The following is a 26,990-nucleotide window of genomic DNA, read 5'->3' as shown; positions in this document are numbered from 1 at the left end:
ATGTCGGCGGTAAAAAAACAAAAAATTACGCTATGGGAGTTTTTCCAGAGTCTGGGGAAAACCTTCATGTTGCCGGTCGCCTTGCTGTCCTTCTGCGGCATTATGCTGGGCATTGGGAGTTCGTTAAGCAGCAAAGACGTTATTACCCTTTTGCCGGTGTTAGGCCACCCGGCTTTCCAGCTGTTATTCACTTGGATGAGCAAAGTTGGCTCCTTTGCCTTTAGCTTCCTGCCAGTGATGTTTGCCATTGCCATTCCCTTAGGTATGGCGCGGGAAAACAAAGGTGTTGCTGCCTTTGCCGGTTTCGTCGGTTTTGCGGTGCTGAATCTGGCGACCAACTTCTATCTCACCACCAGCGGCGTATTGCCGACTACCGACCCCTTGGTGCTGAAAACCCACAATATCCAAAATATTTTAGGCATTCAGTCGATTGATACCGGTATTTTGGGCGCGGTGATCGTGGGGATCATCGTTTACCTGCTGCACGAGCGTTTTAATACCATTCGCCTGCCGGATGCGTTGGCCTTCTTCGGCGGCACCCGTTTTGTTCCTATTGTTACCACCGTGGTACTGGGGCTGGTCGGTTTATTGATTCCCCTCATTTGGCCGTGGTTTGCCGCGGGCATTAACGGTTTGGGCCGCTTGATTAACGGCGCGGGGATTTTTGGCCCGATGATCTTCGGCAGCGGCGAACGCCTGTTACTGCCTTTCGGCCTGCACCATATACTGGTGGCGCTGATTCGCTTCACTGAAGCCGGCGGCACGATGGATGTCTGTGGTCACAGTGTCAGTGGCGCGCTGACTATCTTCCAGGCGCAGCTTTCCTGCCCAACCACTAGCGGCTTCTCAGAAAGTGCGACTCGCTTCCTGTCTCAAGGTAAAATGCCCGCCTTCCTCGGAGGTTTACCGGGCGCTGCGCTGGCGATGTATCACTGCGCCAAGCCAGAGAATCGCCATAAAATTAAAGGATTGCTGATTTCCGGCGTAGTCGCCTGCGTGATCGGTGGCACGACCGAACCGCTGGAATTCCTATTCCTGTTTGTGGCTCCGTTCCTGTATTTGATCCACGCGCTGTTAACCGGTCTAGGCTTTACCGTAATGGCACTGCTGGGGGTCACTATTGGTAATACCGACGGAAACCTGATTGATTTCGTAGTCTTCGGCATTCTGCACGGTACCGCCACCAAATGGTATTGGGTGCCTGTGGTAGCCAGCCTGTGGTTCGTGGCTTATTACCTGATTTTCCGTTTTGCCATTCAGCATTTCAATATCAAAACGCCAGGTCGCGAGAGTGACAGCGCCAGCGTAGAAAAAGCACCGACGCCGGGTGTGGTCGGTAAATCCGGTTATAACAGCGAGGCTATTTTGCAGGCGCTGGGCGGCGCGGAGAATATCGTTTCGCTGGATAACTGTATTACTCGTCTGCGTATGTCCGTCAAAGATATGAGCAAGGTGGACAAAGAGGTGTTGAAAGCCAATCGGGCGCTGGGCGTCATCCAATTGAACGACCATAATTTACAGGTAGTTATCGGCCCTCAGGTGCAATCGGTGAAAGATGAATTAGACTCACTCATAGCCTCAGCATAATAAGTCTCGATAATACAACTCTGCGGGGTGCTCCGGTGCCCCGTTTGTTTTTTCCCTCATCGATAAAAAGTGAGAGCCTGATGTTTGATTTCTCCACGCCGGTAGATCGCCACGGTACCTGGTGTACCCAGTGGGATTATATTGCCGACCGTTTTGGCAGCGCCGACCTGCTGCCCTTTACCATTTCCGATATGGATTTCCCTACCGCGCCGGTGATTCTGCAAGCCCTGACCCAACGTCTGGAGCACGGCGTTCTGGGTTATAGCCGCTGGCAGCACGAAGATTTTCTTGGGGCAATTCGCCATTGGTATCAGGCACGTTTTCAATGCGGTATCGACACCGCCACGGCGGTGTACGGCCCGTCGGTCATTTATATGGTTGCGCAATTGATTCGCTGCTGGTCTGCGCCGGGTGAATACGTTGTGACTCACACGCCCGCCTATGATGCGTTTTATAAGGTGATTTTGGGCAATCAGCGTCAGTTATTATCTTGCCCACTGCATAAAGTGGATAATCACTGGCACTGTGATATGGCTCATCTGGAAGCACTGCTGGCGCGCCCACAAACCAAAATCCTGCTGCTGTGTAGCCCGCATAATCCAACCGGTAAAGTGTGGAGCCTGCAAGAACTGGCGCACATGGCCGAACTGTGTGAACGCCACCAGGTTAAGGTCATTAGCGACGAAATTCATATGGATATGACCTGGGGAGAACAGCCCCATACGCCGTGGAGTCAGGTGGCTCAATCTCCTTGGGCGCTGCTGACATCGGGTTCAAAAACCTTCAATATTCCCGCGTTAACCGGCGCTTACGGCTTTATCAGCGACAGTGAAACCCGCGAAACCTACAGCAACATGCTGAAAAGTCGCGACGGTTTGTCTTCCCCGGCGGTGCTGGCGCTGGTGGCACATATTGCCGCTTACCGTCAGGGCGCGCCCTGGCTGGATGAGCTGCGCGCCTATTTACAGGCCAACCTGCAATACGTCGCGGAACGGTTAAATCAGGCCTTTCCGCAGCTTAACTGGCAACCGCCGCAGGCTACCTATCTGGCGTGGATTGATTTACGCCCGTTGCATATCGACGACCGCCAATTGCAGGAAGTACTGATTGAGCAGGAAAAAGTGGCGATAATGCCGGGCTTTACCTACGGCGAAGAAGGCCGCGGCTTCCTACGGCTTAACGTCGGTTGCGCCCGCAGTAAGGTGGAAATCGGAATGGATAAACTGATAAATGGTTTGAACGCTGTCATCGGTAATCATTAGGCTTCGCTAGTTTCTGCTGATATATCGTAAACCTTCCCCCATCCTCACACCCTGCTTAACGCAGGGTGTGTTTTTCACTGTCATATGCCTTATTTGGGCCGTCAATCAACGAATTTATTAAAAAACGGCTTATTAAGTGTGATCTGAATCTCTTTTTTCTGCAACTCACTGGATGTTTTCATCCATTTGTTTTTATACTGTTCTGCACTTTACCCAGAATAAATATCATTCATAAATATAAGTGAGTGCATCCATGATCGATTCCCGCCTTCCTCTGACAGACATTCACCGCCATCTCGATGGCAATATTCGCGCCCAAACCATTCTGGATCTGGGGCGTCAGTTCAATATGACGTTACCGGCCAATGAGTTAGAAGCGCTGCGCCCTCATGTGCAAATCACCAAAACCGAACCGGACCTGATAAGCTTCCTGCAAAAACTGGATTGGGGCGTGGCGGTACTGGGCGATTTAGATGCCTGCCGCCGCGTAGCGTATGAAAACGTAGAGGACGCGGTTAACGCCGGTCTGCACTATGCCGAGCTGCGTTTTTCCCCTTATTACATGGCGATGAAACACCAACTGCCCGTTGCCGGTGTGGTTGAAGCGGTCATTGATGGGATTCAGGCTGGCTGCCGCGATCGCGACATTGATATTCGTCTGATCGGTATTCTGAGCCGGACTTTTGGCGAGCAGGCCTGCCTGCAAGAACTGGATGCCCTGCTGGCTCACCGTGACGGCATTACCGCGCTGGATTTGGCCGGTGATGAACGGGGCTTCCCCGGCGGGCTGTTCCTCAACCATTTCAACCGTGCGCGGGATGCGGGTTTGCGCATTACCGTTCATGCCGGTGAAGCCGCTGGTCCGGAAAGCATTTGGCAGGCAATTCACGAACTGGGCGCGGAACGTATCGGTCACGGCGTCAAAGCTATCGATGACTCCCGCCTGCTGGATTATCTGGCAGAAAACAATATCGGTATCGAGTCCTGCCTGACCTCCAATATTCAGACCAGTACCGTGGTTTCCTTAGCCAAACATCCGTTAGCGACCTTCCTGCGTCACGGCGTGTTGGCTTCCATCAATACCGACGATCCGGCGGTTCAGGGGATTGAAATTACCAATGAGTACCACGTAGCAGCTCCTGCAGCGGGCCTGACTCGTGATGAAATTCGTCAGGCTCAGGAAAACGGCCTGACGATGGCCTTTATCAGTGAAGCGGAAAAGCAGGCGCTGCGCGATAAAATTCGTGGTTAACGGCTTTGCCTGTGTAGCTCGGTAAACCCGCATCAGGTGAAAACGATAAAATAAAAAAAAGGGCCGGAAATGATCTGACCCTTTTTTATGATTTAAATCAGTGGATAAATGAGTGAACTCAGGCTTCGCCCTGCTCCCGTTTTTCGCTCGCATCCCGCTCACGCGCCACTCGACGAGCGTAACGCTGTGCCAGCACCGCGCACACCATCAATTGCACCTGATGGAATATCATCAACGGCAATACCATTACGCCGACCACGGAAGCCGGGAACAGTACATTGGCCATGGGAATCCCGTTGGCCAGACTTTTCTTCGAGCCGCAGAACACAATGGTAATTTCATCGGCGGTATTAAAGCCTAGCCAACGCGCAGCCAGCGTATTCGCTACAATAACGATAGCCAGCAGCACCAGCGAACACACCAGAATCGCCAGCAGCGACCAGCCGTCGATTTGATGCCAGATACCTTCCACCACCGCTTCGCTGAAAGCCACATAAACCACCAGCAGAATCGATGACCGGTCAGTTATATTGACCAGTTTTTTATGGCGCTCGACCCATTTGGCGATCAGTGGGCGGGACAAATGGCCGACGATAAACGGCACCATCAATTGCATGATGATAGAACCAATGGCGTGCAAGGTATCTGTACTGCCGCCCTGAGTTTGCATCAGCGCGCCCACCAGCAACGGTGACAAGAAAACGCCGAGAATACTGGACGCCGAGGCGCTACAAATCGCCGCCGCCACGTTTCCACCTGCAACCGAGGTATAAGCAATCGCCGATTGTACCGTGGCAGGCAAGGCGCACAGGATACAGGAATCCCAAATACAGCGTTGGCGTTAGAATTCCCGGCACCAACACGTTCATTCCCAGCCCTAACAGCGGAAATAGCGCAAAAGTGCTGAGGAATACCACCAGATGCAGCTTCCAGTGCCCCATGCCGGCCACTATTGCCGCGCGGGATAATTTAGCTCCGTGCATAAAAAACAGCAGCGCAATGGCCGCGGTGGTCAATCGTTCAAACCACACTTTGGTTTCCCCTTCACAGGGGAAAAAAGAGGCGATGATCACCACCCCAATTAATACCAGTAAAAACGTATCAATACGTAAGCGTTGCAACCAAGACATGCCACTGTATTCCTTCAATCAAAATGCCTCCGATTAATAAAAAATATCAATCAGAGGAAACCATCAATAATAGACCTAAACGATAGACGTAATTATCAAAAGTGCAGGAAAGCTATTACTCATAGCCTGTATTAATGGTTAGTGCTAACGGGGATTAACCGGCAACGCTTGCTTATGTTTATTTGATTCCAGCCCCAGTTCGATCAATTCCATTACGGTAATCGCCTCGGTTGCAGGGACGGGATTCTCGCCTACACCCAAAATGGCATCGCGAATGCCAGCATAATAAGCTGGATAATTACCCGGCTGCGTCAGCAAAGGCTGTTCCACCAATACGCCATTTTGTGACAATGTCACGACTCCGTCACGCATGTCATAGCCCCAATCGGTTTGAGGTAGGCGTTCACCGGCTTTCAGGCGATCTTCCTGCGGATCCAGACCGTATTTAATATAGCTGCCTTTAGTGCCGTGAACGATATAACGCGCCGTTTCTGCCGCCGCCAGCACCGTGCCATGTAACACAACACGTTGGCCAGGATAGCTTAATACCGCGTGGAAATAGTCCACCGACTGTGCGCCGGGACGCAGCAAACCAAGATCGACATTAAGGGTTTCCGGCAGTCCAAACAGCTGCAACGCCTGATCCAGCAAATGTGGCCCTAAGTCATACCAGATACCGCTGCCGGCTCCGGGTTGTTCCCGCCAGCGCTGACGAATTTCCGGACGGAACCGATCGAAATGAGATTCGAAATACACGACATCTCCTAACGCACCTTCCTTCAGCAAGGTTTTCAGCGTCAGAAAATCACTGTCCCAACGACGATTGTGAAAAACCGACAATAGCAAACCGGCCTCATCTGCCAGGCGTTTTAGCTCGTTAGCTTGTGACAGCGTCACGGTAAACGGCTTATCCACGACCACATGCTTGCCTGCGGCCAGCGCCCGTTGCGCCAATGGAAAGTGGGTATCATTGGGAGTAGGAATAACAATGACATCGATGCTCGGATCGTCAAATAAATGTTGAGCATCGTTCACCACGGTAACCGACGGCCAGTCGGCGTGCACTTTACTGGCATCGCTGCTGGAGACGGCCGCAAATTCTACGCCGGGAGTCCCCGAAATCAGCGGCGCGTGAAAGGTTTTACTGGCATAACCGTAGCCCAGCAACCCAACTCTAATATTTTCAGCCATCGTTTATCCTCTCGCCATTAGCTTTTTCTATTTTAAATCTGGATCGATTTGACACCATGATGTCACTCTGAACAAGAGCTAATTCCCTTTCCACCCGGACAATCAGGCTAAATCCGCACGATGTGATCGCTATTCTCCAGGTGATACCGTCCTCGCGATAGACGATGCGATAGATAAAGATCATGAGGTTCAATATTGCGGCGGTGATATAACATTGCTCCTCTCTACCGGGAAATCATTGACGCGAAGCCCTTCTCAATCAGCTATCTAGATGTCAATAATCAGTGATTCATCCCACTCAACCCGCGTTAACCTCCCCCTCATTTATTCAGAATCTTATGCGTTCTTCCCGCAAAAACGCTTACTAGCATCAGGTTCTCATACTGGATTGTCTGGTATGTTTAAAGTCGGTTGTTACCCATCTGACAAGGTGATAAATCGCTCCCACACATGCTGAATTTTTCTGTTTTCTTCTGAAATTCTCTTCATACCGATTAAAATTGATGTTGCGCAAAGTGACATTCATTTTCCTGCAACCGGTTTCAGAAACCGGTTGCAGGAATAAATCTATTCCGCTTACACTAAACTTAACAAATTGGACGATCCCATTTTCAATTTACGTGGAGCGAATGTTTTATGTCTGCTTTTCCAAAAGATTTCCTCTGGGGCGCCGCCAGCGCCGCCTATCAGGTTGAAGGGGCTTACGACGCCGACGGCAAGGGCCTTTCCATCTGGGATACCTTCTCCCATTTACCGGGTACGACCTATCAGGGAACGAACGGCGATGTGGCCGTAGATCACTACCATCGCTTCCGTGAAGACGTCGCGTTGATGGCCGAAATGGGAATGAAAAGTTACCGTTTCTCTATTTCCTGGCCTCGCCTGTTACCTACGGGCCGTGGGGAAGTCAATCCAGCCGGCGTAAAATTCTATAGCGATTTGATCGATGCTTTGTTGGAACACAACATTGAGCCAATGATTACCCTGTATCACTGGGATTTACCTCAAGCATTACAGGATGAAGGCGGCTGGGAAGCTCGCAGTACTGCCGATGCTTTCGAAGAATATGCTCGCCTTTGCTATGAGTCATACGGTGATCGGGTCAAACTCTGGTCAACATTCAATGAAACTGTGTGTTTCATTGGTTTCGGATATATTACTGGCGCGCACCCACCGGGCGTTCAGGAACCTGCGCGCGCCATTCAAGCCTGTCACCACGTATTTGTGGCTCACGCTAAAGCAGTAGCGGCTTTCCGTTCCTGCGGTATCGACGGGAAGATTGGTTTTGTGAACGTGCTGCAAACCCATACACCGCTGAGCCACTCTGCGGAAGATATGGCGGCTTTCAATCTGGCTGAAGGCATTTTCACCCACTGGCTATACGATCCTGTGCTGAAAGGCGAATATCCTGCCGAGTTGCTGGAGCAAGCTCAGGCTATCTGGGGAGTTCCGAGGTTTGCACCAGGGGATGACGCACTGTTACGCAGCAATATCTGCGACTTTATTGGCTTGAATTACTATAAGCGCGAGACTATCGCCGCCAATAATCAGGATACTCAGCTAAAGATTAATACAACCGGGCAAAAAGGCGCAGGCCACCAGCAGGGTAATGAATTCGGTTTCAAAGGACTGTTCAAGTTTGTCCGTAATCCAAACGGCGTTTACACCGACTGGGATTGGGAAATCTACCCTCAAGGTCTGACCGAAGGCATCATGAATATCAAAGCCCGTTATGGTGATATTCCGATCTACATCACCGAAAATGGCTTAGGCGCTAAAGATCCTATTATCGATGGCGAAGTGGTGGACGACGATCGTATTGATTATCTCAACCAGCATATCGGTGCTATTGAAGATGCAATCAAGCAAGGGGCGGATGTACGCGGATACTACCCTTGGTCATTTATCGATTTGCTCAGCTGGCTTAATGGATTCCAGAAGCAGTATGGCTTTGTCTACGTTGATCACCAAAAGCAGCTCGCGCGTCAACGTAAAAAAAGCTTCTTCTGGTATCAAAAAGTGATTGAAAGCAACGGCGATCAACGCTAAATATCGGTTGCCCACCTCGCTGAGGTTAATCGCTTTAAAACCGTAATCGCAAATAACATCATGACGATGAAAAAACGCTCTGCTCCGTAGTGGCCAGAGCGTTTTTATTGCGCCTTATTCCTTTAAGGCTATAGCTATCGCAAACGCTCAATATACGGCACAGCGACTTTGAGAGCGTCATTGCGTTTATTCATCATGCTATTTATCCATAATGACATTGCGTTTTTAGCCTATCCCCCTTGATTCGCTCGACCGGATATTGATTCGCACACTCGTTTGCCTTGGCTAACTATGTTTGGCTAACTATTATTCTTAACTCACTTTTTCGTAAACATGTTTAGCTAATCTTTCTTCGCAAACATTTTTTGCTAACCTTTCTTGGCTAATAAAGTGGCAAAGCGCAGTTTGATTCTGTTGCCTTCTGCATCTTTCTTATGCAAAGCCCCAAGGTCCTCGTTGTATTTCACGATAGTCCAATCCCGATAATATTCTTTCAACTCATTGTGTTTAAAGGTGAAGGAAAAAGGCATATTGCACGGGTAATCATCCGTAGACATCGCGGCCACGATCAGGTTATAACCGCCAGGCTGAGTCGATTGTTGCATATTGTCGATAATCGCCGGTATCTTCTGACGGTCGAGAAACATAAACACCACGGTAGATAAAATTAAACCGTACTGACCGTCGATCACCAGATCGTTAATATCACGTACCTGCGTATGGATGTTTTGCAGCCCTTCCTTTTCAATAATTTCATCAATAAATTCCACCGACTGAGCGTTGTGATCGCAGGCATCCACATCAAAACCGAGCAGATTGAGATACAGTGAATTACGGCCGGAACCACAGCCCAAATCCATCGCTTTACAAGGTGTTATCAGACGGGCAGCGTTGATAACCTCCGAATGAGTCGGCGTCAAAGCGTATTTTTTATGATAGAAATCTTCTGGCGTGCAGAGAAACTCTAGCTGGCATTCTATATCATCAGAGAAAGACGCAATCCGGTGCCATACCTGCGGCTCGATCATTTTCGGCTGGTTAACCTTGCTAAAAATGAAGGACTCAATGTCTTCCCCGTCTTCCGTGAGCAATGAAAAAGTCAGCTCGCCTTGCAATATCGTCAGCTTGGCCCAGGTACCGTCTTTGGTATTGTGTTTTTCCTGGAACATCGCAGGCAACGTGCGACTGTTCCAAACCGGCATTTTTTTGTAGCAAATGAGTTCCTGCATATAACCCTCTTTGTAAACACTGAACAACTTTTCTCTGGCGTTATGGCGGACGTTAACACCCTTTTCTTCTGCCATAAACCAGCCAAGTCATCGTGATGGATAAAATATAAAGCACAAAAATAAACAACATTGCTGTAAAGACCGAGCCGGTCATTGCCAATGACGAGCCCATGACTTTCGGAATAAAGAAGCCACCCGATGCACCAATCACGGAAATAAAGCCCAGAGCGGTGGCGGTATCAGCCACGCCGTGACGCTCCGCTTCTTCCTGACTGCCGCCCTGCGCTTTTATTTTGTCGGCAGTACTTTTACGAAAGACCACCGCGATCATTTGATAGGTTGAACCGCTGCCCAGCCCTGCAGTGATAAACAGCAGCATAAAGACGCTGAAAAAAGCAACAAACGAGCCAGGACTATTAGCATCCGGTAATGTCATAATCAACAACAGGATCAGTAGCGCCATCACAACAAAATTGAGCGCGGTGACCAATACGCCACTAAAACGATCCGCCATGATTCCGCCCACGGAGCGCGCTAATGCACCGAGAAACGGGCCAAAGAAGGCGTAATAGAGTATCTCGACCTCAGGGAATTCAATGGTGGATAGCATGGCAAAAGCAGCGGCAAAACCGATGAATGAGCCATAAGACGCCAGATACAATAATCCCAGAACCCATAAATGGCGGTTCTTCAAAATGCCGAACTGTTTGCCGACGGAAGTTTTGTTCATCGCCAGATCGTTCATGCCAAACCAGGCCAGTAGCGTGGCGATGCCAAGGGGAATGACCCAGATCCACGCCGCATTCTCCAGCCACAGCGTTTCCCCATCGGGCATCAGTTTCCCTGCGCTGCCAAAGGCGCTAAACAACGAAACCGAAATAGCAATGGGTACCACCAATTGCATCAGGCTTACGCCAATATTGCCCAAACCGCCGTTATAACCAAGCGCCTGCCCTTGTTTATCTTTCGGGTAAAAGAAGCTGATATTTCCCATGCTGGAAGCAAAATTGGCTCCGGCAAACCCGCATAGTAGAGCGATAATGACGAAGGTTTCAAAGGTGGTCTTGGGGTTCTGCACCGCAAAACCTAGCCACACGCAGGGGATAATCAAAAACCCCGTGCTCACCGCGGTCCAGCGTCTACCACCAAAAATTGGCACCATAAAGGAATAAGCTACCCGCAATAACGTGCCAGATACCGAAGGTAATGCGGCCAGCATAAACAGTTGGTCTGCCGAAAATGAAAATCCGACGTGATTTAAATTAACTGCCAATGCGCTAAATAACATCCAGACACAATAAGCTAATAGCAGACAGAAAATAGAAATCCAGAGATTCCGTCTTGCTACAAATTGACCACGTAGTTTCCAGAAAATAGCATCTTCCGGCCGCCAGTCTGTGATTAAACGCCCTTTATCTTTCATATCTGACATTGATATTTGCGTCATCATTACCTCGTTCTAAATCATTTAGAATGTATTGCCGTTCCTTCGCTCATCGTTTGAATCTAACGGTGATCAATGTTCCATCGGCTATCGTTCGAGGCATCATCATATCCTTAAACATGCATTTAATATACAACTTTAAGGGTTTATCATAAACCCATTTCTTTATCATATTGTTTTTAATGAATTAAAATAAAAACACATCATATAAATTTAATGCCATAAACTCGATCCGCTTCAGGGTAAAGGCAGGGGAATCACAATCGATATGGACAGATTTTGGTTATTTTTTCTTGTTCTCTATCTCTATCTACTTCATTTCTTTAATAGTATTAAAACTTTATTAAGCATTAATAATGAAAGTTAACAGCTATTAATACATTATTTTTTAATATTTTTATTTGAGGATTATTATCAACAAATCGCCCTCGGCACTGATGGTTAAAATATGTTCAAAACAAGTCCTCTGCAATATCCCCGGTTTATTTACATCAGTTTCTTTTTATTTTTCGCGTTGATTCGCATTTTGTTGATTTGCTGCCAAGCTTCCTCTCCGGTCTATGACATAATTCACGGGTTATGTTCAGCCAGTTGCTCTGCCGCCAAATAACAGGAACACCTATCGCCATGACACAAAAATTATCGACGATTGAAAACAAGCCCGTTGCCCCTGCTTTGCTGCCTATTGAGGCCGTCGCCCGCAGCCTTGGGGTAGCCGATGAAGCTTTGATTCCCTATGGGAAGCACATGGCTAAAATTGATATCGATTGTATTGATGCCGACAAGCCGCAGGGCAAATTGGTCCTGGTTTCCAGCATTACACCTACCCCATTAGGCGAAGGTAAAACCGTCACAACCATCGGGCTCAGCCAAGGCATCAACCGACTCGGCGTGCGGTGTGTCGCCTGTATTCGTCAACCGAGTCTTGGCCCGGTGTTTGGCGTTAAGGGCGGTGCCGCCGGCGGTGGCGCGTCGCAAGTTTTACCGATGGAAAAGCTCAACCTTCATCTGACCGGCGATATCCACGCCATCAGTTCAGCCCATAATCTGGCCGCCGCCGCACTGGACGCTCGCCTTTACCACGAACAACGTCTCGGTGAGGATTTCGGCCCGCAGACCGGCATGGAACGGCTGAGTATCGATCCACATCGCATTCTATGGCCAAGGGTACTGGATCATAACGATCGTGCTCTGCGCCAGATTACCGTAGGGGTGGGAGGTGGCAGCCACGGCGTGGAACGAGCCGACCGCGTAGAAATAACAGCCGCTTCGGAGCTTATGGCTATTCTCGCGCTGGCGGAGGGATTGCAGGATATGCGCCGTCGTATCGGCCGAATTATTCTGGCTTATTCCACCAGCGGTCAACCTATTACCGCCGATGATTTAGGCGTAGCGGGTGCCATGACTGCGTTGATGAAAGACAGTATTCACCCAACGTTAATGCAAACCAGCGAGCAAACGCCGGTGTTGATTCACGCGGGCCCCTTCGCCAATATCGCGCACGGTAACTCATCCGTACTCGCCGATCGTTTAGGCCTGCAACTGGCAGATTGTGTCGTCACCGAGGCCGGTTTTGGCTCAGATATGGGGATGGAGAAATTCTTCAATATCAAATATCGCCAATCTGGCATCGCTCCTTCCTGCGTGGTTCTGGTGGCTACGTTACGCAGCCTCAAAGCTAACAGCGGCGATTTTGACATTAAACCGGGCCAGTCTTTGCCAGCAGAAATTGCTGACAGCAATATTCCTCTGCTCGCCAAGGGTTGCGCTAACCTGAAATGGCATATTGATAATGCCGCCAGCTACGGTTTACCTGTGGTCGTCGCCATAAACCATTTCCCGACCGATAGCGAGGAGGAGCTTGCCTTCCTGCAAGATTTCGCCTTATCTGCCGGAGCGCAGGCCTGCGAACTTAGCCATGCCTTTGCCACCGGCGGTGCAGGCACTGAGCAACTGGCACGCTGCGTACTGGCAGCCTGCGACAACCCTAATACACCGAAATTGCCTTATTCGAACGACATGTCATTGGAAGCCAAACTGAACCGTTTAGCCGAACGTTATGGAGCCAAAGAGGTACTGCTCAGCCCGCTGGCGCGCCAGCAACTGGCGGATATTACCGAGCAGGGCTTTGGTCACTTGCCGCTGTGCGTTGCTAAAACGCCGTTATCAATCAGTGCAGACCCCGCGAAAAAGAACGTTCCCCGTGACTTCACGCTACCGATTACTTCTTGCGCCGTATCCGCCGGAGCCGGTTTTGTTCGGGTTTACGCTGGGAATATCATGACCATGCCGGGGCTAGGTAGTTTGCCTGCCTACCATCATATTGATATAGATGACGAAGGGCATATCTACGGGTTAAGCTAACGATCTGTTGGCCGGTTATCCGGCCATTAATGCGTAATGAAGAATAAGGTTTTGTCATGTCTCACTCTGAAGAATATCAGCGAATCGGCGGTTGGTTACTGGCACCAATGGCCTATCTGATTGTCACCTTGCTCAGCGCTACGTTGATGTTGGCACTGTATGCTATGGCGGTGGTCACACCAGAGTCGCGGGAATACCTTATGGCCAACTCACAGGCATTTACCCTTCAATGGTACTTTTCTGTGGTGACAACGCTGTTTATGTGGGGCTTCACGCTGTGGATGCTATGGCTGTTTTGCAGCCGTTCCCGCCGTTTCCCTAAACTGTTTATTTTGTGGCTGTTGCTGACGGTTCTTCTGGCACTGAAAGCCTTCGCCTTCGCACCAATTTCCGATGAAGTTGCCCTGAGAGCCCTCGGCTGGCCTCTGTTGGCAGCAGCTTGCTTTGTACCCTATATGCAAAAATCTGTTCGGGTAAAAGGGACTTTTACGGAGATTTAAGGCCGCAACGCACTAATTCCCCATAAAATCGAGGGAAAAATGCAATAACCCTGCATTTCATCTGTTGTCGTCAGGCCGCCAATTTCGGATAATAGGCGGCTTTTATTTTTTTAGGTTCCGCAATGACTGAATACCTGCTTTTGTTCGTTAGCACCGTTCTGGTAAATAACTTTGTGCTGGTCAAATTTCTTGGCCTGTGTCCGTTTATGGGCGTTTCCAAAAAACTGGAAACCGCTATCGGCATGGGGCTGGCAACCACTTTTGTACTGACGCTGGCGTCGGTATGCGCGTGGATGGTGAACAGCTTTATTTTGCTGCCTTTGGGGCTAGTTTATTTACGAACGCTGGCATTCATTCTGGTTATTGCCGTAGTGGTGCAATTCACCGAGTTAGTGGTACGCAAAACCAGTCCGGCGCTATATCGTCTGCTGGGGATATTTTTGCCATTGATTACAACCAACTGCGCGGTATTGGGCGTGGCCCTGCTGAACGTGAACCAGTCACATAATTTCCTTCAATCAGCCGTTTACGGTTTTAGCGCCGCGGCGGGCTTCTCTTTGGTGATGGTTCTCTTCGCGGCTATCCGCGAGCGTCTGGCGGTCGCCGATGTTCCCGCGCCATTCCGTGGTTCCTCCATTGCATTGATTACGGCCGGGCTGATGTCATTAGCTTTTATGGGCTTTACGGGGCTGGTGAAATTCTAATGATGTCGTTATGGATTGCTATTGGCGCACTCAGCATGCTAGCGCTAATTTCCGGTGTGGTGCTAGGCTTTGCCGCGCGCCGGTTTCAGGTAGACGAAGATCCCATCGTTGAGCAGGTCGACGAGCTTCTGCCACAAAGCCAGTGTGGCCAATGTGGCTATCCCGGCTGTCGTCCTTATGCTGAAGCGGTCTCCAACAGCGGCGAAAAAATCAATAAATGTGCCCCCGGCGGCGAGCAGGTTATGCTTAAACTGGCTGATTTACTGGGCGTAGAACCGCAACCGTTGGACGGCGACGAAACGCTGGCCAATCCGGTGCGGAAAGTGGCATTTATTGATGAAAGCAACTGTATTGGCTGCACCAAGTGTATTCAGGCCTGCCCGGTCGATGCCATTGTGGGCGCAACCCGCGCCATGCATACAGTATTGCCGGATCTCTGTACCGGTTGTGATTTATGCGTTGATCCTTGCCCAACCGATTGTATTGAAATGATTCCGGTTCCTACCACGACCGCCAACTGGAAGTGGGATCTCAACGCTATTCCGGTGAAAACCGTCCCATCACAGATTATTCCAGTGAAATTGATCGACGTGGAGCAACATGTTTAAGCTATTTACACCGCGTAAGAAAGATAAAATCTGGGACTTTGATGGCGGCATTCATCCACCGGAAATGAAAGTGCAATCCAGCCGCGTACCCATGCGTATTGCGCCGCTTCCCGATCAATTTATTATCCCGCTCCAGCAGCATTTAGGGCCGGAAGGCGAACTACGAGTAAAAGCGGGCGATAACGTGTTGAAAGGTCAGCCGCTGACCGTTGGGCGCGGACGCACCGTCCCGGTTCATGCGCCGACATCCGGTTTGATCACTGCAATTGCGCCACACACGACTGCGCATCCATCTGGTTTAGCCGAGATTTGTGTACATATTACACCGGATGGAGAAGACCGCTGGTGTGAACGCCATCCCCTACCCGATTATCAGCAGGCTCAGCCCCACGATTTGTTGGAACGTATTCATCAGGCCGGTATTGCCGGGCTGGGCGGCGCGGGATTCCCTACGGCAAGCAAATTACAGGGTGGTTTAAACGGCGTTAAAACCTTAATCATTAACGCCGCCGAATGTGAACCTTATATTACCGCCGATGATCGACTGATGCAGGATCATGCCGACGAAGTGGTCAGCGGAATCAATATCTTAATTCACTTGCTACAACCTGAGCGGGTGTTGATTGGCATCGAAGACAATAAACCGGAAGCCATTGAAGCCCTGAAGCAGTCGTTGGCCGGCCATTCGTCGATTCTGTTACGCGTCATACCGACCAAATATCCTTCCGGCGGAGCCAAACAGCTCACTAAAATTCTGACCGGTCAGGAAGTGCCTTTCGGTAAGCATTCCTCAGCCATCGGTGTATTGATGCAAAACGTTGGAACCGTCGTCGCGATCAAAAGAGCTATTATCGACGGCGAACCGCTGATTGAGCGTGTCGTGACTCTGACCGGCGACGCCCTTTCTCGTCCCGGCAATTTCTGGGCCAGGATCGGTACGCCGGTGCTCCATCTGCTGGCGCTGGCTGGCTTTACTCCGCAAGCGCAGCCAATGGTGATTATGGGCGGCCCACTGATGGGCTTTACGCTGCCAAGTCTGGATGTGCCGATAGTCAAAATCAGTAACTGTATTCTGGCTCCCGCTGAAACCGAGATCGGTATCAGCGAGCAGGAAGAAGCCTGTATTCGCTGCGGGCTGTGTGTCGATGCCTGCCCGGCGGGGCTGTTGCCACAGCAGCTTTACTGGTTCAGCCGCGGCGAAGAGCATGAAAAAGCCCGCAATCATAATCTGTTTGATTGTATTGAGTGTGGTGCCTGTGCCTATGTTTGCCCGAGTAATATTCCGTTAGTGCAGTATTACAGAAAAGAAAAAGCCGAAATTAAAGCGCTGGATCAGGAGGCTGCGCGAGCGGCCGAAGCCAAGGCGCGTTTTGAGGCCAAACAGGCTCGTCTGGAACGGGAAAAACAGGCTAGAGAACAACGACATAAACAAGCAGCGGTCAAATTGACCGATAGCGATCAACAGGCAGTACAGGCTGCGATGGAGCGAATTGCGGCGCAGAAATCTTCCGACACAGCGATTAACGTACAACCAGGTGAAATGCCAGATAACAGTGCCATCATCGCCGCTCGAGAAGCCAGAAAAGCACAGGCTCGAGCACGTCAGGCAGAAAAACGCGAAGCGACAACGTCTACACCAGAATCAACCGACGATCGTCAGGCGGCGGTGGCGGCAGCCATTGCCAGAGTCAAAGCCAAAAAAGCCGCTCAAAATCAACAAGATGACAGCGCCACTCCCGTCGTCAGCGAAGCCGTGAATAACCCGACGGACGATCCGCGTAAAGCGGCGGTGGCGGCAGCCATTGCCAGAGTCAAAGCCAAAAAAGCCGCGCAAAATCAACAAGATGCCATCACCACTCCCGTCGCCAGCGAAGCCGTGAATAACCCGACGGACGATCCGCGTAAAGCGGCGGTGGCGGCAGCCATTGCCAGAGTCAAAGCCAAAAAAGCCGCGCAAAATCAACAAGATGCCAGCGCCACTCCCGTCGCCAGCGAAGCCGTGGATAACCCGACGGACGATCCGCGTAAAGCGGCGGTGGCGGCAGCCATTGCCAGAGTCAAAGCCAAAAAAGCTGCGCAAAATCAACAAGATGCCATCACCACTCCCGTCGCCAGCGAAGCCGTGAATAACCCGACGGACGATCCGCGTAAAGCGGCGGTGGCGGCAGCCATTGCCAGAGTCAAAGCCAAAAAAGCCGCGCAAAATCAACAAGATGACAGCGCCACTCCCGTCGTCAGCGAAGCCGTGAATAACCCGACGGACGATCCGCGTAAAGCGGCGGTGGCGGCAGCCATTGCCAGAGTCAAAGCCAAAAAAGCCGCAGAAAAATCAGCAATATCTTCGTAAAATCAGCGTCATCGGCCATCCCGTTACTTGGATGGCCGAACGATCAGATGCGGGGAGTGAAAACTGGATTAATCTACGGAAATCAAATACTGATATACCACGTCGATATCACGCATTTTCGCTTCCGAATGACAGTGCTCTACTTCAATCACTTCCATCTCAATGCTGCCCTTCACTTCCTCTCGAATCTTCGGCAAAACCTCATTGAACAAATAAGAAGAAAACTTCACGCATTCCTTCGCACTACCCTGATGAGAAATAGACAGAAATTCCCCCCCTGGGATAGTGAAACTGTTGGTTTCGCTATTACCATGCAACTCATGGCGCTGATCTTTATCTACCGCCGTTGAGTAATAGAAGCTGCTTTGATCTCGCTCGTCAGGATCGACTGAGAAAACCGCATAAATCCGCTGGCTGGTGAAATTCATCTCCTTAAAGAAATCGAGCAGAATCTCATCCTTCATTGCCATGCAGGACGCATGCTGTCCGCTGCATAGATTACGTTCATCAAAGTTCAGACGGCGAGTAATACCGACCAGCTCTTTGGCTTCCAGCGTCAGAGGTTTAATCTCCGGCGTATAGTTCTCATAGAAACTAAAGCGCGGGATCATGCCCTCTACGTTCCATTTATCCTGTAGACGGAAATGGTTGGGCGTGGTGCCAAAACGTTTCTTAAACGTACGGGTAAAAGTTTGCTGCGAGTCAAAGCCCAACGCATCGGAAATTTCGATGATAGGACGGCGAGAAATACGCAGCGCCACCGCCGCGCGAGTCAAAACCCGACCACGGATATAAGACGCCAGTTGCAGGCCGACAATACTTTTAAACTTCCGTTGTAGGTGCCATTTTGAATAACCCGAGATTTTGGCAACATCATCCAACGTCGGTCTTTTCTCTAAATTAATTTCGATCCATTCAATAAGTTCTTCAATAAACAATACGTCTTCGTTCATCATTACTGAGATCTTCAAATATATAATTACACTGCATACTACATTAATCTGACCTGAAACCAATGGTTTTTTAGCCAAGGCTAAAATCAACAAATAATACGTATAAATACATGGTGTTAGTTAATTTACATTAATATACAAGCCTTGCTTTTTTGATGCGACTTTCATTACTTTTAAGTAACAAACCGGTAGCCACATAAATAAAAGTGCATTTTTACCGAATGCGTTGTCACTAATTAGTGCAGAAATGCAAGAGAAATGTACACTGCGAATAATCACCTTCCGATTAGCATCGTTTAATCATTTCTCCTTTATCGGGATAATACCCTTATAATTAAGACGTATTACCCTTGCCGTGATTAGGGTAGAATGCGCCAGCCCAATATATCCCTAATGGCCAAGTGTGTTTCCCCGGCAAGTACCCCGCCCGGCGGCGCACAACAACGTTAAGAACCTTGATTACCTATACGAACCTATGGTTGTAACTTCATGAAATTCAGGCCAGTGCAACACACCCTCACCAAAGGGTTACAAATAGCCAGTTCCCCTTTCACTCATAATCAGCGCAGCACCCGCAGCATTATGTTGCTGGTGATGCTGGCCTGTCTTCCCGGCATCGCCGCTCAGACCTATTTCTTCGGTTTTGGTAGCCTGATTCAGATGGTGCTGGCCATGATAACCGCAGTGCTGACCGAAAGTGCAGTGCTGGCTTTACGTAAACAGCCGATTAAAACGCGGCTGGCCGACAATTCTGCGCTACTTACCGGTTTGCTACTGGGAATTAGCCTGCCGCCGCTGGCTCCGTGGTGGATGATCGTGTTGGGCACCTTTTTTGCGATCGTCATTGCCAAGCAATTGTATGGCGGTTTAGGGCAAAATCCTTTCAATCCGGCGATGGTGGGTTATGTGGTGTTGCTGATCTCTTTCCCGGTGCAAATGACCAGCTGGATGCCCCCGATCAGCCTGCAAGCCAATAGCATTGGTTTTTACGACAGTCTGTTGACCATTTTTACCGGCCACACCTCTCAAGGCGCGAGCATTCGTGATTTACAGCTAGGCTATGATGGCGTCAGCCAGGCGACGCCGTTGGACAGCTTCAAAACCTCGCTGCGCAGCCTGCCGGCGAGAGAAATTCTACAGCAACCGCTATTTGGCGGCGTTCTGGCCGGTTTAGGCTGGCAGTGGATTAACCTTGGCTTTTTAGCCGGCGGCCTGTTCTTACTGTGGCGAAAAGTCATTCACTGGCATATTCCGTTCAGTTTTCTGCTGTCTTTGAGCGTCTGCGCCGGATTAAGCTGGCTGCTGGCACCGGAAAGCTTCGGTTCACCATTGCTGCATTTGTTCTCTGGCGCGACCATGCTGGGGGCCTTCTTTATTGCGACCGATCCGGTTAGCGCCTCCACGACACCGCGTGGTCGCCTGATTTTTGGCGCACTGATCGGGTTGCTGGTCTGGTTAATTCGCGTTTACGGCGGCTATCCGGACGGCGTCGCCTTTGCCGTGCTACTGGCGAATATCACCGTGCCGTTGATCGATCATTACACCCAGCCACGCGTTTACGGCCACAAGTAAGGAGAGTGCCATGCTAGCTACCATGAAACGTCACGGCGTGACGCTGGCCGTCTTTGCCGCGCTGGCCACCGGCCTGACCGCCGTAGTGAACAGCCTGACACAAAATACCATTGCTCATCAGGCAGCCTTGCAGCAGAAGGCATTGTTAGATCAAGTGGTTCCCGCAGAGTTATACGATAACGATATGCAGGGTGAGTGTTACGTTGTCACTGATCCGGCATTAGGCAACACCGCGCCACATCGCCTGTATCTGGCGCGTAAAGACGGCAAGCCCGTTGCCGCCGCCATAGAGAGTACCGCGCCAGATGGCTATTCCGGTGCTATTCAGCTGTTGGTTGGCGCAGATTTTCAAGGTAAAGTCCTCGGCAGCCGGGTGATGGAACATCACGAAACGCCTGGGTTGGGAGATAAAATTGATATTCGCATTTCTGACTGGATTACCCGTTTCAGTAATCAACAGGTTGAAGGCAAAGACGATAAGCGCTGGGCAGTCATTAAAGACGGCGGTACTTTCGATCAATTTACCGGTGCCACCATCACCCCAAGGGCGGTAGTTCGCGCCGTTAAAAATACCGCGCTGTTTATGGAAACCCTGCCAGCCAGGCTGTCTACCCTGCCAACTTGCGGAGTTGAACAATGAGTGAAGCTAAGAATTTGATGGTGCAAGGGTTGTGGAAGAATAACTCTGCGCTGGTGCAATTGCTGGGGCTGTGCCCTTTGCTGGCGGTCTCCTCCACCGCGACTAACGCCCTTGGGCTGGGGCTGGCGACGACGTTGGTGCTGGTCTGTACCAATACGGCCGTTTCAGCCCTACGCCGTTGGGTGCCAAACGAGATTCGCATCCCTATTTACGTGATGATTATCGCCTCGGTAGTGAGCACGGTTCAAATGCTGATTAATGCTTATGCCTTTGGTTTATATCAGTCTTTAGGGATCTTTATTCCGCTTATCGTGACCAACTGTATCGTGATTGGCCGCGCCGAAGCTTATGCTGCCAAAAATCCAATCGGGCTCTCGGCGCTGGACGGGCTGGCAATGGGGTTAGGCGCAACCGGCGCTCTGTTTGTTCTCGGTTCGCTGCGGGAAATTCTGGGCAACGGCACCCTATTCGACGGCGCAGATCTGCTGCTGGGCAACTGGGCTAAGGTGCTGCGGGTTCAAATCGTGCATCTGGATAGTCCGTTTCTTCTGGCCATGCTGCCGCCCGGCGCTTTTATCGGCCTCGGATTATTACTGGCAGTAAAATATGTGATTGATGAAAAAATGAAAGCCCGTAAAGCCCGGCGAGTCGCCGCTGAGGCGGTGCCCAAAGGAATGGTTGAGAAAGCCTGATGAATAAACAGAAACGCATCGAGATTTTGACTCGCCTGCGCGAGAACAATCCGCACCCAACCACCGAATTGATGTTTACCAGCCCGTTTGAGCTACTCATTGCGGTGCTGCTATCGGCACAGGCAACTGATGTCAGCGTCAATAAAGCTACCGCCAAGCTGTATCCGGTGGCGAATACGCCGCAGGCCATACTGGATTTGGGCGTGGACGGTTTGAAGTCCTATATCAAAACCATTGGGCTGTTTAATACCAAAGCGGAAAATGTGATTAAAACCTGCTGCATTCTGCTGGAAAAACATCAGGGGGAAGTACCGGAGGATCGGGCGGCACTGGAAGCACTGCCGGGGGTGGGACGCAAAACGGCCAACGTGGTACTGAACACCGCTTTTGGTTGGCCGACTATCGCCGTCGATACCCATATTTTCCGGGTCTGTAACCGCACCCACTTTGCCCCTGGTAAGAATGTCGATCAGGTTGAAGAAAAGTTGCTGAAAGTCGTGCCCGCCGAGTTCAAGCAGGACTGTCACCACTGGTTGATTTTACACGGCAGATACACCTGTATTGCCCGTAAACCTCGCTGTGGTTCCTGCATTATTGAAGATTTATGCGAATTTAAAGATAAGGTTTACCCGGAAAACTGATGATGTTCGCCCTGCTATCCCGCAAAGCCGCGCTTCACAGCCTAGCCTCATCCCAAATCAACGCTATTTTACCGCGATAAATATCCTCTATGCCGCGATTGCGGCATTCGATTAGACGCCCTCCCGCCGCCGCACTAGACTTGTGACAAATTATTCTCAAGTATTTAAATAATAATTTACTTATTCGAAACAACATCTGCGGCCATTAATCATGAAATTCAAACCATCGATCAAACCTTATACTGCCGCAGCCGGTGGTTGGGGTTCCCTGGAAGCTACGACCCGTTTTGTGCTGGACAGCAAACGTGCGCTTGCCAATATCCGTAATCTGCTGCGGGTCAATCAGGTCAAAGGTTTTGACTGTCCCGGCTGTGCCTGGGGTGATGATAATCACAGCACCTTCAGTTTTTGCGAGAACGGTGCCAAAGCCGTCAGTTGGGAGGCTACGCGCAAAGCCGTCGATCCAGAATTCTTCGCCACGCATACCGTGACAACGCTTAGCCAGCAAAGCGATTACTTTCTGGAATACCAAGGCCGTATTACCCACCCAATGCGCTACGATGCCAGCAGCGACCGCTATCGCCCGGTAAGCTGGGAAGAAGCGTTGGGGTTGATTGCCCATCACATCGGCGCGATGAATAATCCGAATCAGTTAGAGTTGTATACCTCCGGTCGCGCCAGTAACGAAGCGTCCTATTTATACCAACTGTTTGGCCGAATGCTGGGTACGAATAATTTTCCTGATTGTTCGAATATGTGCCATGAAGCCAGCGGCACCGGGCTAAGCCAAAGTATCGGCGTGGGTAAAGGCACCATTCGTATGGAAGATTTTGAACGGGCGGACGCCATTTTTGTCTTTGGCCAAAATCCCGGCACCAATCATCCGCGAATGTTGCACAGCCTGCGTCACGCCAAGGATCGCGGCGCGCGCATTGTCAGTTTTAATACGCTGCGGGAACGCGGTCTGGAGCGTTTTGCCGACCCGCAGAACCCGATTGAGCTGCTTACGCCGAAGTCTTCTCCGATCAGCTCATCCTATTATCAGCCGAATTTAGGCGGTGATATGGCGGCGGTGCGCGGTATGGTGAAAGCCCTGCTGGAAACGCATCGCGAGCAGCTCTCTATGGGGTTAGACGGCATTTTCGATCAGACGTTTATCGATCTGCATACGCGAGGCTCTTCCGCCTACTTTGCCGCCGTCGACCGCACCTCCTGGCAGAAAATCACCCAACAATCAGGCTTGAGCGAAGAGCAGCTGCGCCACGCTGCACGGGTTTACCAGCATGCCGAACGGGTTATTTTCACTTGGGCAATGGGCATTACTCAGCACAAGCACTCCGTGGCCACGGTGCGGGAAATGACCAACATGCAGTTGCTGTTCGGTCAGCTCGGTAAACCGGGAGCGGGCCTGTGTCCGGTACGTGGTCACAGCAACGTACAGGGCAACCGAACCATGGGTATCGACGAAAAACCGTCCGCCGCTATGTTGGATCGACTGGCCGCACACTTTGATTTCACTCCGCCGAGAGAAGCCGGTCACAATACCGTGGAAGCGCTGGAAGCCATGCTGCGTGGTGAAGTGAAAGTTTTGATAGCCCTGGGTGGGAATCTGGCCGCCGCTGCACCGGATACCCAACGGACCGCTCAGGCGCTGCGCTGCTGTGATTTAACCGTGCATATCAGCACCAAGCTGAATCGCAGCCATTTGGTGACCGGTGCCGACGCCTTAATTCTGCCGACGTTGGGGCGTACCGAACGAGATATGCAAGCCACCGGCTCGCAATACATCACCGTAGAGGACTCCTTTAGCATGGTGCACGCTTCTGAAGGCGTGGGTAAACCGCTGTCCGATAGCCAACGTTCGGAGACCGCCATTGTCTGTGCCATCGCCGATGCAGTGCTGGGCTGCGATAAACTGAACTGGCTAGCGTTAGCGGACGATTATCACTTGATTCGCGACCATATCGCCGCCACAGTGCCGGGTTTTAGCGATTTTAACGCCCGTTGCGAGCAGCCGGGCGGTTTCTATCTCGGCAGTACCGCCGCCGAATTGAAATTCGCCACTGCCAGCGGAAAAGCCGAGTTCAGCGACGCGCCTTTACCAAACAGTCTGTTCCCGCAGATTGGCAATACCAACGCGCCTTTCGTGCTACAAACCCTTCGTTCTCACGATCAATACAACACCACCATTTACGGATTGGACGATCGCTATCGGGGCGTTTATGGGCAGCGGGAAGTCCTGTTTATCAACCCGCAGGATTTGGCGGATTTAGGTTTGGCGGATGGTAATCAGGTAGAAATTGAAACGCTGTGGAATGACGGTATTACCCGTAAGGTTAACGGTTTTAAACTGGTCAGTTATGACATTCCCCGTGGCAATCTGGCGGCCTATTATCCGGAAACCAATCCATTAGTCCCGCTATCAAGTTTTGGCGATCAAACCCATACGCCAACGTCCAAATCTATTCCGGTGGTGATACGTCCGTGGCAAGAGCCACGCTCGCAACGTATTGCCTGAGTTAGAAATATTTCTCTTATGCAGGGCATTCATTATGCCCTGAATTATTTAAGGGATTTGTGCATCAGAGTGATATGACGCTTGCCCGACGCGGCTGATTCGCGTAAAACTGTCAGCCGCGAATCACTCGACTCACTACACCATTCACTGGACGATATGTTTCAAGATAACCCGCTGCTGGCGCAGCTTAAACAGCAACTTCACACTCAGACCCCACGCGTTGAAGGCGTGGTAAAAGGGACTGAGAAAGGCTTTGGCTTTCTTGAGGTAGATGGGCAGAAAAGTTACTTTATCCCACCGCCGTATATGAAGAAGGTCATGCACGGCGACCGTATAGTCGCCACTCTTCATACCGAAAAAGATCGTGAAATTGCTGAGCCAGAGTCTCTGGTCGAGCCTTTTCTCTCTCGCTTTGTCGGTAAAGTGCAGAGAAAAGATGACCGCCTGTCGATTATTCCAGACCATCCTTTGCTGCGGGATGCTATCCCTTGTCGTCCGGTACGCGAGTTAACCCACGATTTCCAAAACGGTGATTGGGCCGTAGCCGAAATGCGCCGCCATCCGCTAAAAGGCGATCGCGCTTTCAACGCTGATTTAACCGCCTTTATCACTCATGCCGACGATCATTTCGTTCCGTGGTGGGTCACCCTCTCCCGTCATAATCTGGAGCGCGAAGCGCCAACCATGGTGGCCGCAGAACTAAAGCAGGACGGTTTGGAGCGTGAAGACTTAACTGCACTGAACTTCGTTACTATCGACAGCGCCAGCACCGAAGATATGGACGATGCGCTGCATGTGGCAGACAAAGGCGACGGCAATCTGTTGCTGACTATCGCCATTGCCGATCCGACCTCCTACGTGGACGAAAACAGCGAGCTGGATCTGATTGCGCGTAAACGTGCTTTCACCAACTACCTACCGGGCTTCAACATCCCGATGCTGCCGCGAGATCTGTCCGATAACCTGTGTTCTTTGCGTCCGAATGAGCGCCGTCCGGTACTGGTTTGTCGGGTTACCATCGCCGAAGACGGTACGCTGGGCGATGATATTTCATTTTCTGTCGCCTGGGTCGAGTCTAAAGCCAAGCTGGTTTACGATGAAGTGTCTGACTGGCTGGAAAATCAAGGTGACTGGCAGCCGCAGAACGCCGAAATCGCTGAGCAAATCAAGCTGCTGCAACGCGTATGTAACGCGCGTAACGCCTGGCGTCAGAAGAATGCGCTGGTGTTTAAAGATCGTCCAGACTACCGCTTCCTGTTGGGTGAGAAAGGCGAAGTGCTGGATATCATCGTTGAGCAACGCCGCATTGCCAACCGCATTGTGGAAGAATGCATGATTACCGCCAACGTCTGTGCTGCCATTGTGCTGCGCGAGCGTCTGGGCTTTGGAATCTATAACGTTCACACCGGTTTTGACCCGGCCCTAGTCGAGCAGGCAGCGGCAGTGCTGAAAACCAACGAAGTGGAAGCCGATCCTCAAGCTCTACTGACGTTACCGGGCTTCTGCGAACTGCGTCGCCATCTTGATTCGTTGCCAACCCAGTTCCTCGATAGCCGTATTCGTCGTTTCCAGACCTTTGCGGAAATCAGCATCGAGCCAGGCCCGCACTTTGGCTTAGGTTTAGAGGCTTACGCCACCTGGACATCGCCAATTCGTAAATACGGCGATATGGTTAACCATCGGCTGCTGAAAGCGGTGATTACCGGTCAACAGGCCGAAAAACCGCAGGAAGAGATTACCGTTCAACTGGCCGAACGCCGCCGCCTGAACCGTATGGCCGAGCGCGATGTAGGTGACTGGCTGTACGCCCGTTATTTACAGCCAAGCGCGGGTACCGATACCCGTTTCCCAGCGGAAATTATCGATGTGACTCGCGGTGGTTTACGCATTCGTTTACTGGATAACGGCGCGGTCGCCTTTATTCCTGCGCCATTTATTCACGCGGTGCGTGATGAGATGGTGTGCAGTCAGGAAACCGGCACCGTACAAATCAACGGTGAAGTGGTTTACCGTCAGAGCGATAAAATCGAGGTTGTCATCGCGGAAGTCCGTATGGAAACCCGGAATGTGATCGCCCGCCCAGCCGCCTGAAACTAGGTGTTGTTCGTTAAAAACCGTGTGGATAGCCAACTATCCCGCGGTTTTTTTTTTATTCTTTTTGCCTATTCCCCCACTGACTTCCCCAGTCAAAAAAACCTGTCAGCTCGCAATTTGTCAGCAAATGCAAACAATATTGACATTAAAATAATTCGTTCATCACAGATTTCGCTCTATGGGCTTTTCTTCCACGTTGAAGATCATATGTTA

19 protein-coding genes and 1 pseudogene are annotated in these 26,990 nt (G+C 50.8%); 15 read left to right on the top strand and 5 right to left on the bottom strand.

The window, feature by feature from the left end; genetic code table 11:
• The 3 genes from malX (at position 1) to add (ending at position 4,101) form a co-directional block, all read left to right on the top strand.
• Positions 1 to 1,587 carry a maltose/glucose-specific PTS transporter subunit IIBC gene (malX, locus tag PL78_RS05205; RefSeq protein ID WP_064513722.1) on the top strand — a complete coding sequence of 529 codons (1,587 nt, stop codon included), beginning with the start codon at positions 1 to 3 and terminating at the stop codon, positions 1,585 to 1,587.
• Positions 1,588 to 1,667: 80 nt separating this feature from the next.
• Positions 1,668 to 2,849, top strand: coding sequence for a MalY/PatB family protein (locus tag PL78_RS05200; protein ID WP_064513720.1), 1,182 nt, complete (start codon positions 1,668 to 1,670; stop codon positions 2,847 to 2,849).
• Between the two features lie 253 nt (positions 2,850 to 3,102).
• Positions 3,103 to 4,101, top strand: a complete 999-nt coding sequence (add, locus tag PL78_RS05195; protein WP_064513719.1) for an adenosine deaminase — start codon at positions 3,103 to 3,105, stop codon at positions 4,099 to 4,101.
• Between the two features lie 118 nt (positions 4,102 to 4,219).
• On the opposite strand, the pseudogene PL78_RS05190 reads toward add, so the two are convergent.
• A pseudogene (locus PL78_RS05190) lies at positions 4,220 to 5,231 on the bottom strand (bile acid:sodium symporter family protein).
• Positions 5,232 to 5,375: 144 nt separating this feature from the next.
• Entirely contained in the window at positions 5,376 to 6,422 is a 1,047-nt protein-coding gene (locus tag PL78_RS05185) for an oxidoreductase (protein ID WP_064513717.1), read from the bottom strand.
• A gap of 636 nt (positions 6,423 to 7,058) precedes the next feature.
• Here PL78_RS05185 and PL78_RS05175 point away from each other — a divergent pair.
• Complete coding sequence (locus PL78_RS05175) at positions 7,059 to 8,471, top strand: glycoside hydrolase family 1 protein (protein WP_064513712.1); 1,413 nt, start codon at positions 7,059 to 7,061, stop codon at positions 8,469 to 8,471.
• A 368-nt stretch (positions 8,472 to 8,839) separates the two neighbouring features.
• Here the strand turns inward: PL78_RS05175 and tehB are convergent, their stop codons facing one another.
• Together tehB and PL78_RS05165 are read right to left on the bottom strand one after the other, a co-directional pair.
• Entirely contained in the window at positions 8,840 to 9,700 is an 861-nt protein-coding gene (gene tehB / locus PL78_RS05170) for an SAM-dependent methyltransferase TehB (RefSeq protein ID WP_064518259.1), read from the bottom strand.
• 52 nt (positions 9,701 to 9,752) lie between these two features.
• A complete protein-coding gene (locus PL78_RS05165) occupies positions 9,753 to 11,147 on the bottom strand; it encodes a NarK family nitrate/nitrite MFS transporter (protein WP_064518257.1) in 1,395 nt (464 codons plus the stop codon).
• A gap of 624 nt (positions 11,148 to 11,771) precedes the next feature.
• Here PL78_RS05165 and PL78_RS05160 point away from each other — a divergent pair.
• The 5 genes from PL78_RS05160 (at position 11,772) to rsxC (ending at position 17,667) form a co-directional block, all read left to right on the top strand.
• Entirely contained in the window at positions 11,772 to 13,508 is a 1,737-nt protein-coding gene (locus PL78_RS05160; protein ID WP_064513711.1) for a formate--tetrahydrofolate ligase, read from the top strand.
• A gap of 56 nt (positions 13,509 to 13,564) precedes the next feature.
• A complete protein-coding gene (locus PL78_RS05155; protein ID WP_064513710.1) occupies positions 13,565 to 14,008 on the top strand; it encodes a DUF2569 domain-containing protein in 444 nt (147 codons plus the stop codon).
• A gap of 122 nt (positions 14,009 to 14,130) precedes the next feature.
• On the top strand, positions 14,131 to 14,712 hold the full coding sequence (rsxA, locus tag PL78_RS05150) for an electron transport complex subunit RsxA (RefSeq protein ID WP_064513705.1): 582 nt from the start codon (positions 14,131 to 14,133) through the stop codon (positions 14,710 to 14,712).
• Positions 14,712 to 15,320 (top strand): electron transport complex subunit RsxB, encoded by a 609-nt coding sequence (rsxB, locus tag PL78_RS05145; protein WP_064513703.1) that lies wholly within the window; start codon positions 14,712 to 14,714, stop codon positions 15,318 to 15,320. The genes rsxA and rsxB overlap by 1 nt, the downstream gene beginning before the upstream one ends.
• Positions 15,313 to 17,667 carry an electron transport complex subunit RsxC gene (gene rsxC, locus PL78_RS05140; RefSeq protein ID WP_064513700.1) on the top strand — a complete coding sequence of 785 codons (2,355 nt, stop codon included), beginning with the start codon at positions 15,313 to 15,315 and terminating at the stop codon, positions 17,665 to 17,667. Before rsxB ends, rsxC begins: the two co-directional genes overlap by 8 nt.
• 68 nt (positions 17,668 to 17,735) lie before the next feature.
• Here the strand turns inward: rsxC and PL78_RS05135 are convergent, their stop codons facing one another.
• Positions 17,736 to 18,623, bottom strand: a complete 888-nt coding sequence (locus tag PL78_RS05135) for a helix-turn-helix domain-containing protein (protein WP_064513698.1) — start codon at positions 18,621 to 18,623, stop codon at positions 17,736 to 17,738.
• A gap of 486 nt (positions 18,624 to 19,109) precedes the next feature.
• Here PL78_RS05135 and rsxD point away from each other — a divergent pair, with 486 nt between their 5' ends.
• From rsxD to PL78_RS05105, 6 genes are all read left to right on the top strand, one after another.
• Positions 19,110 to 20,192 carry an electron transport complex subunit RsxD gene (gene rsxD, locus PL78_RS05130; RefSeq protein WP_064513697.1) on the top strand — a complete coding sequence of 361 codons (1,083 nt, stop codon included), beginning with the start codon at positions 19,110 to 19,112 and terminating at the stop codon, positions 20,190 to 20,192.
• A gap of 10 nt (positions 20,193 to 20,202) precedes the next feature.
• Positions 20,203 to 20,832: an electron transport complex subunit RsxG gene (rsxG, locus tag PL78_RS05125; RefSeq protein ID WP_064513695.1), complete on the top strand. Its 630-nt coding sequence runs from the start codon at positions 20,203 to 20,205 to the stop codon at positions 20,830 to 20,832.
• Positions 20,829 to 21,524: an electron transport complex subunit E gene (locus tag PL78_RS05120; protein WP_064513693.1), complete on the top strand. Its 696-nt coding sequence runs from the start codon at positions 20,829 to 20,831 to the stop codon at positions 21,522 to 21,524. The genes rsxG and PL78_RS05120 overlap by 4 nt, the downstream gene beginning before the upstream one ends.
• Positions 21,524 to 22,165 carry an endonuclease III gene (gene nth, locus PL78_RS05115; protein WP_064513691.1) on the top strand — a complete coding sequence of 214 codons (642 nt, stop codon included), beginning with the start codon at positions 21,524 to 21,526 and terminating at the stop codon, positions 22,163 to 22,165. Before PL78_RS05120 ends, nth begins: the two co-directional genes overlap by 1 nt.
• Before the next feature lie 211 nt (positions 22,166 to 22,376).
• Complete coding sequence (locus PL78_RS05110) at positions 22,377 to 24,683, top strand: FdhF/YdeP family oxidoreductase (protein ID WP_064513689.1); 2,307 nt, start codon at positions 22,377 to 22,379, stop codon at positions 24,681 to 24,683.
• Between the two features lie 156 nt (positions 24,684 to 24,839).
• Positions 24,840 to 26,774, top strand: a complete 1,935-nt coding sequence (locus tag PL78_RS05105; protein ID WP_064513687.1) for an exoribonuclease II — start codon at positions 24,840 to 24,842, stop codon at positions 26,772 to 26,774.
• Positions 26,775 to 26,990: the final 216 nt, after the last annotated feature.

It is taken from the genome of Yersinia entomophaga (genome assembly GCF_001656035.1).
Classification (GTDB): Bacteria; Pseudomonadota; Gammaproteobacteria; order Enterobacterales; family Enterobacteriaceae; genus Yersinia; species Yersinia entomophaga.
This window is presented reverse-complemented; position numbering and strand designations above follow the sequence as displayed.

Coding starts and splice junctions, on each gene's coding strand:
- PL78_RS05120 (WP_064513693.1), top strand. CDS start 20,829: ATGAGTGAAGCTAAGAATTTGATGGTGCAAGGGTTGTGGAAGAATAAC.
- rsxG (WP_064513695.1), top strand. CDS start 20,203: ATGCTAGCTACCATGAAACGTCACGGCGTGACGCTGGCCGTCTTTGCC.
- rsxD (WP_064513697.1), top strand. CDS start 19,110: ATGAAATTCAGGCCAGTGCAACACACCCTCACCAAAGGGTTACAAATA.
- rsxB (WP_064513703.1), top strand. CDS start 14,712: ATGATGTCGTTATGGATTGCTATTGGCGCACTCAGCATGCTAGCGCTA.
- PL78_RS05110 (WP_064513689.1), top strand. CDS start 22,377: ATGAAATTCAAACCATCGATCAAACCTTATACTGCCGCAGCCGGTGGT.
- tehB (WP_064518259.1), bottom strand. CDS start 9,700: ATGCAGGAACTCATTTGCTACAAAAAAATGCCGGTTTGGAACAGTCGC.
- PL78_RS05175 (WP_064513712.1), top strand. CDS start 7,059: ATGTCTGCTTTTCCAAAAGATTTCCTCTGGGGCGCCGCCAGCGCCGCC.
- PL78_RS05165 (WP_064518257.1), bottom strand. CDS start 11,147: ATGACGCAAATATCAATGTCAGATATGAAAGATAAAGGGCGTTTAATC.
- add (WP_064513719.1), top strand. CDS start 3,103: ATGATCGATTCCCGCCTTCCTCTGACAGACATTCACCGCCATCTCGAT.
- nth (WP_064513691.1), top strand. CDS start 21,524: ATGAATAAACAGAAACGCATCGAGATTTTGACTCGCCTGCGCGAGAAC.
- PL78_RS05185 (WP_064513717.1), bottom strand. CDS start 6,422: ATGGCTGAAAATATTAGAGTTGGGTTGCTGGGCTACGGTTATGCCAGT.
- PL78_RS05155 (WP_064513710.1), top strand. CDS start 13,565: ATGTCTCACTCTGAAGAATATCAGCGAATCGGCGGTTGGTTACTGGCA.
- rsxA (WP_064513705.1), top strand. CDS start 14,131: ATGACTGAATACCTGCTTTTGTTCGTTAGCACCGTTCTGGTAAATAAC.
- PL78_RS05200 (WP_064513720.1), top strand. CDS start 1,668: ATGTTTGATTTCTCCACGCCGGTAGATCGCCACGGTACCTGGTGTACC.
- rsxC (WP_064513700.1), top strand. CDS start 15,313: ATGTTTAAGCTATTTACACCGCGTAAGAAAGATAAAATCTGGGACTTT.
- PL78_RS05135 (WP_064513698.1), bottom strand. CDS start 18,623: ATGATGAACGAAGACGTATTGTTTATTGAAGAACTTATTGAATGGATC.
- malX (WP_064513722.1), top strand. CDS start 1: ATGTCGGCGGTAAAAAAACAAAAAATTACGCTATGGGAGTTTTTCCAG.
- PL78_RS05105 (WP_064513687.1), top strand. CDS start 24,840: ATGTTTCAAGATAACCCGCTGCTGGCGCAGCTTAAACAGCAACTTCAC.
- PL78_RS05160 (WP_064513711.1), top strand. CDS start 11,772: ATGACACAAAAATTATCGACGATTGAAAACAAGCCCGTTGCCCCTGCT.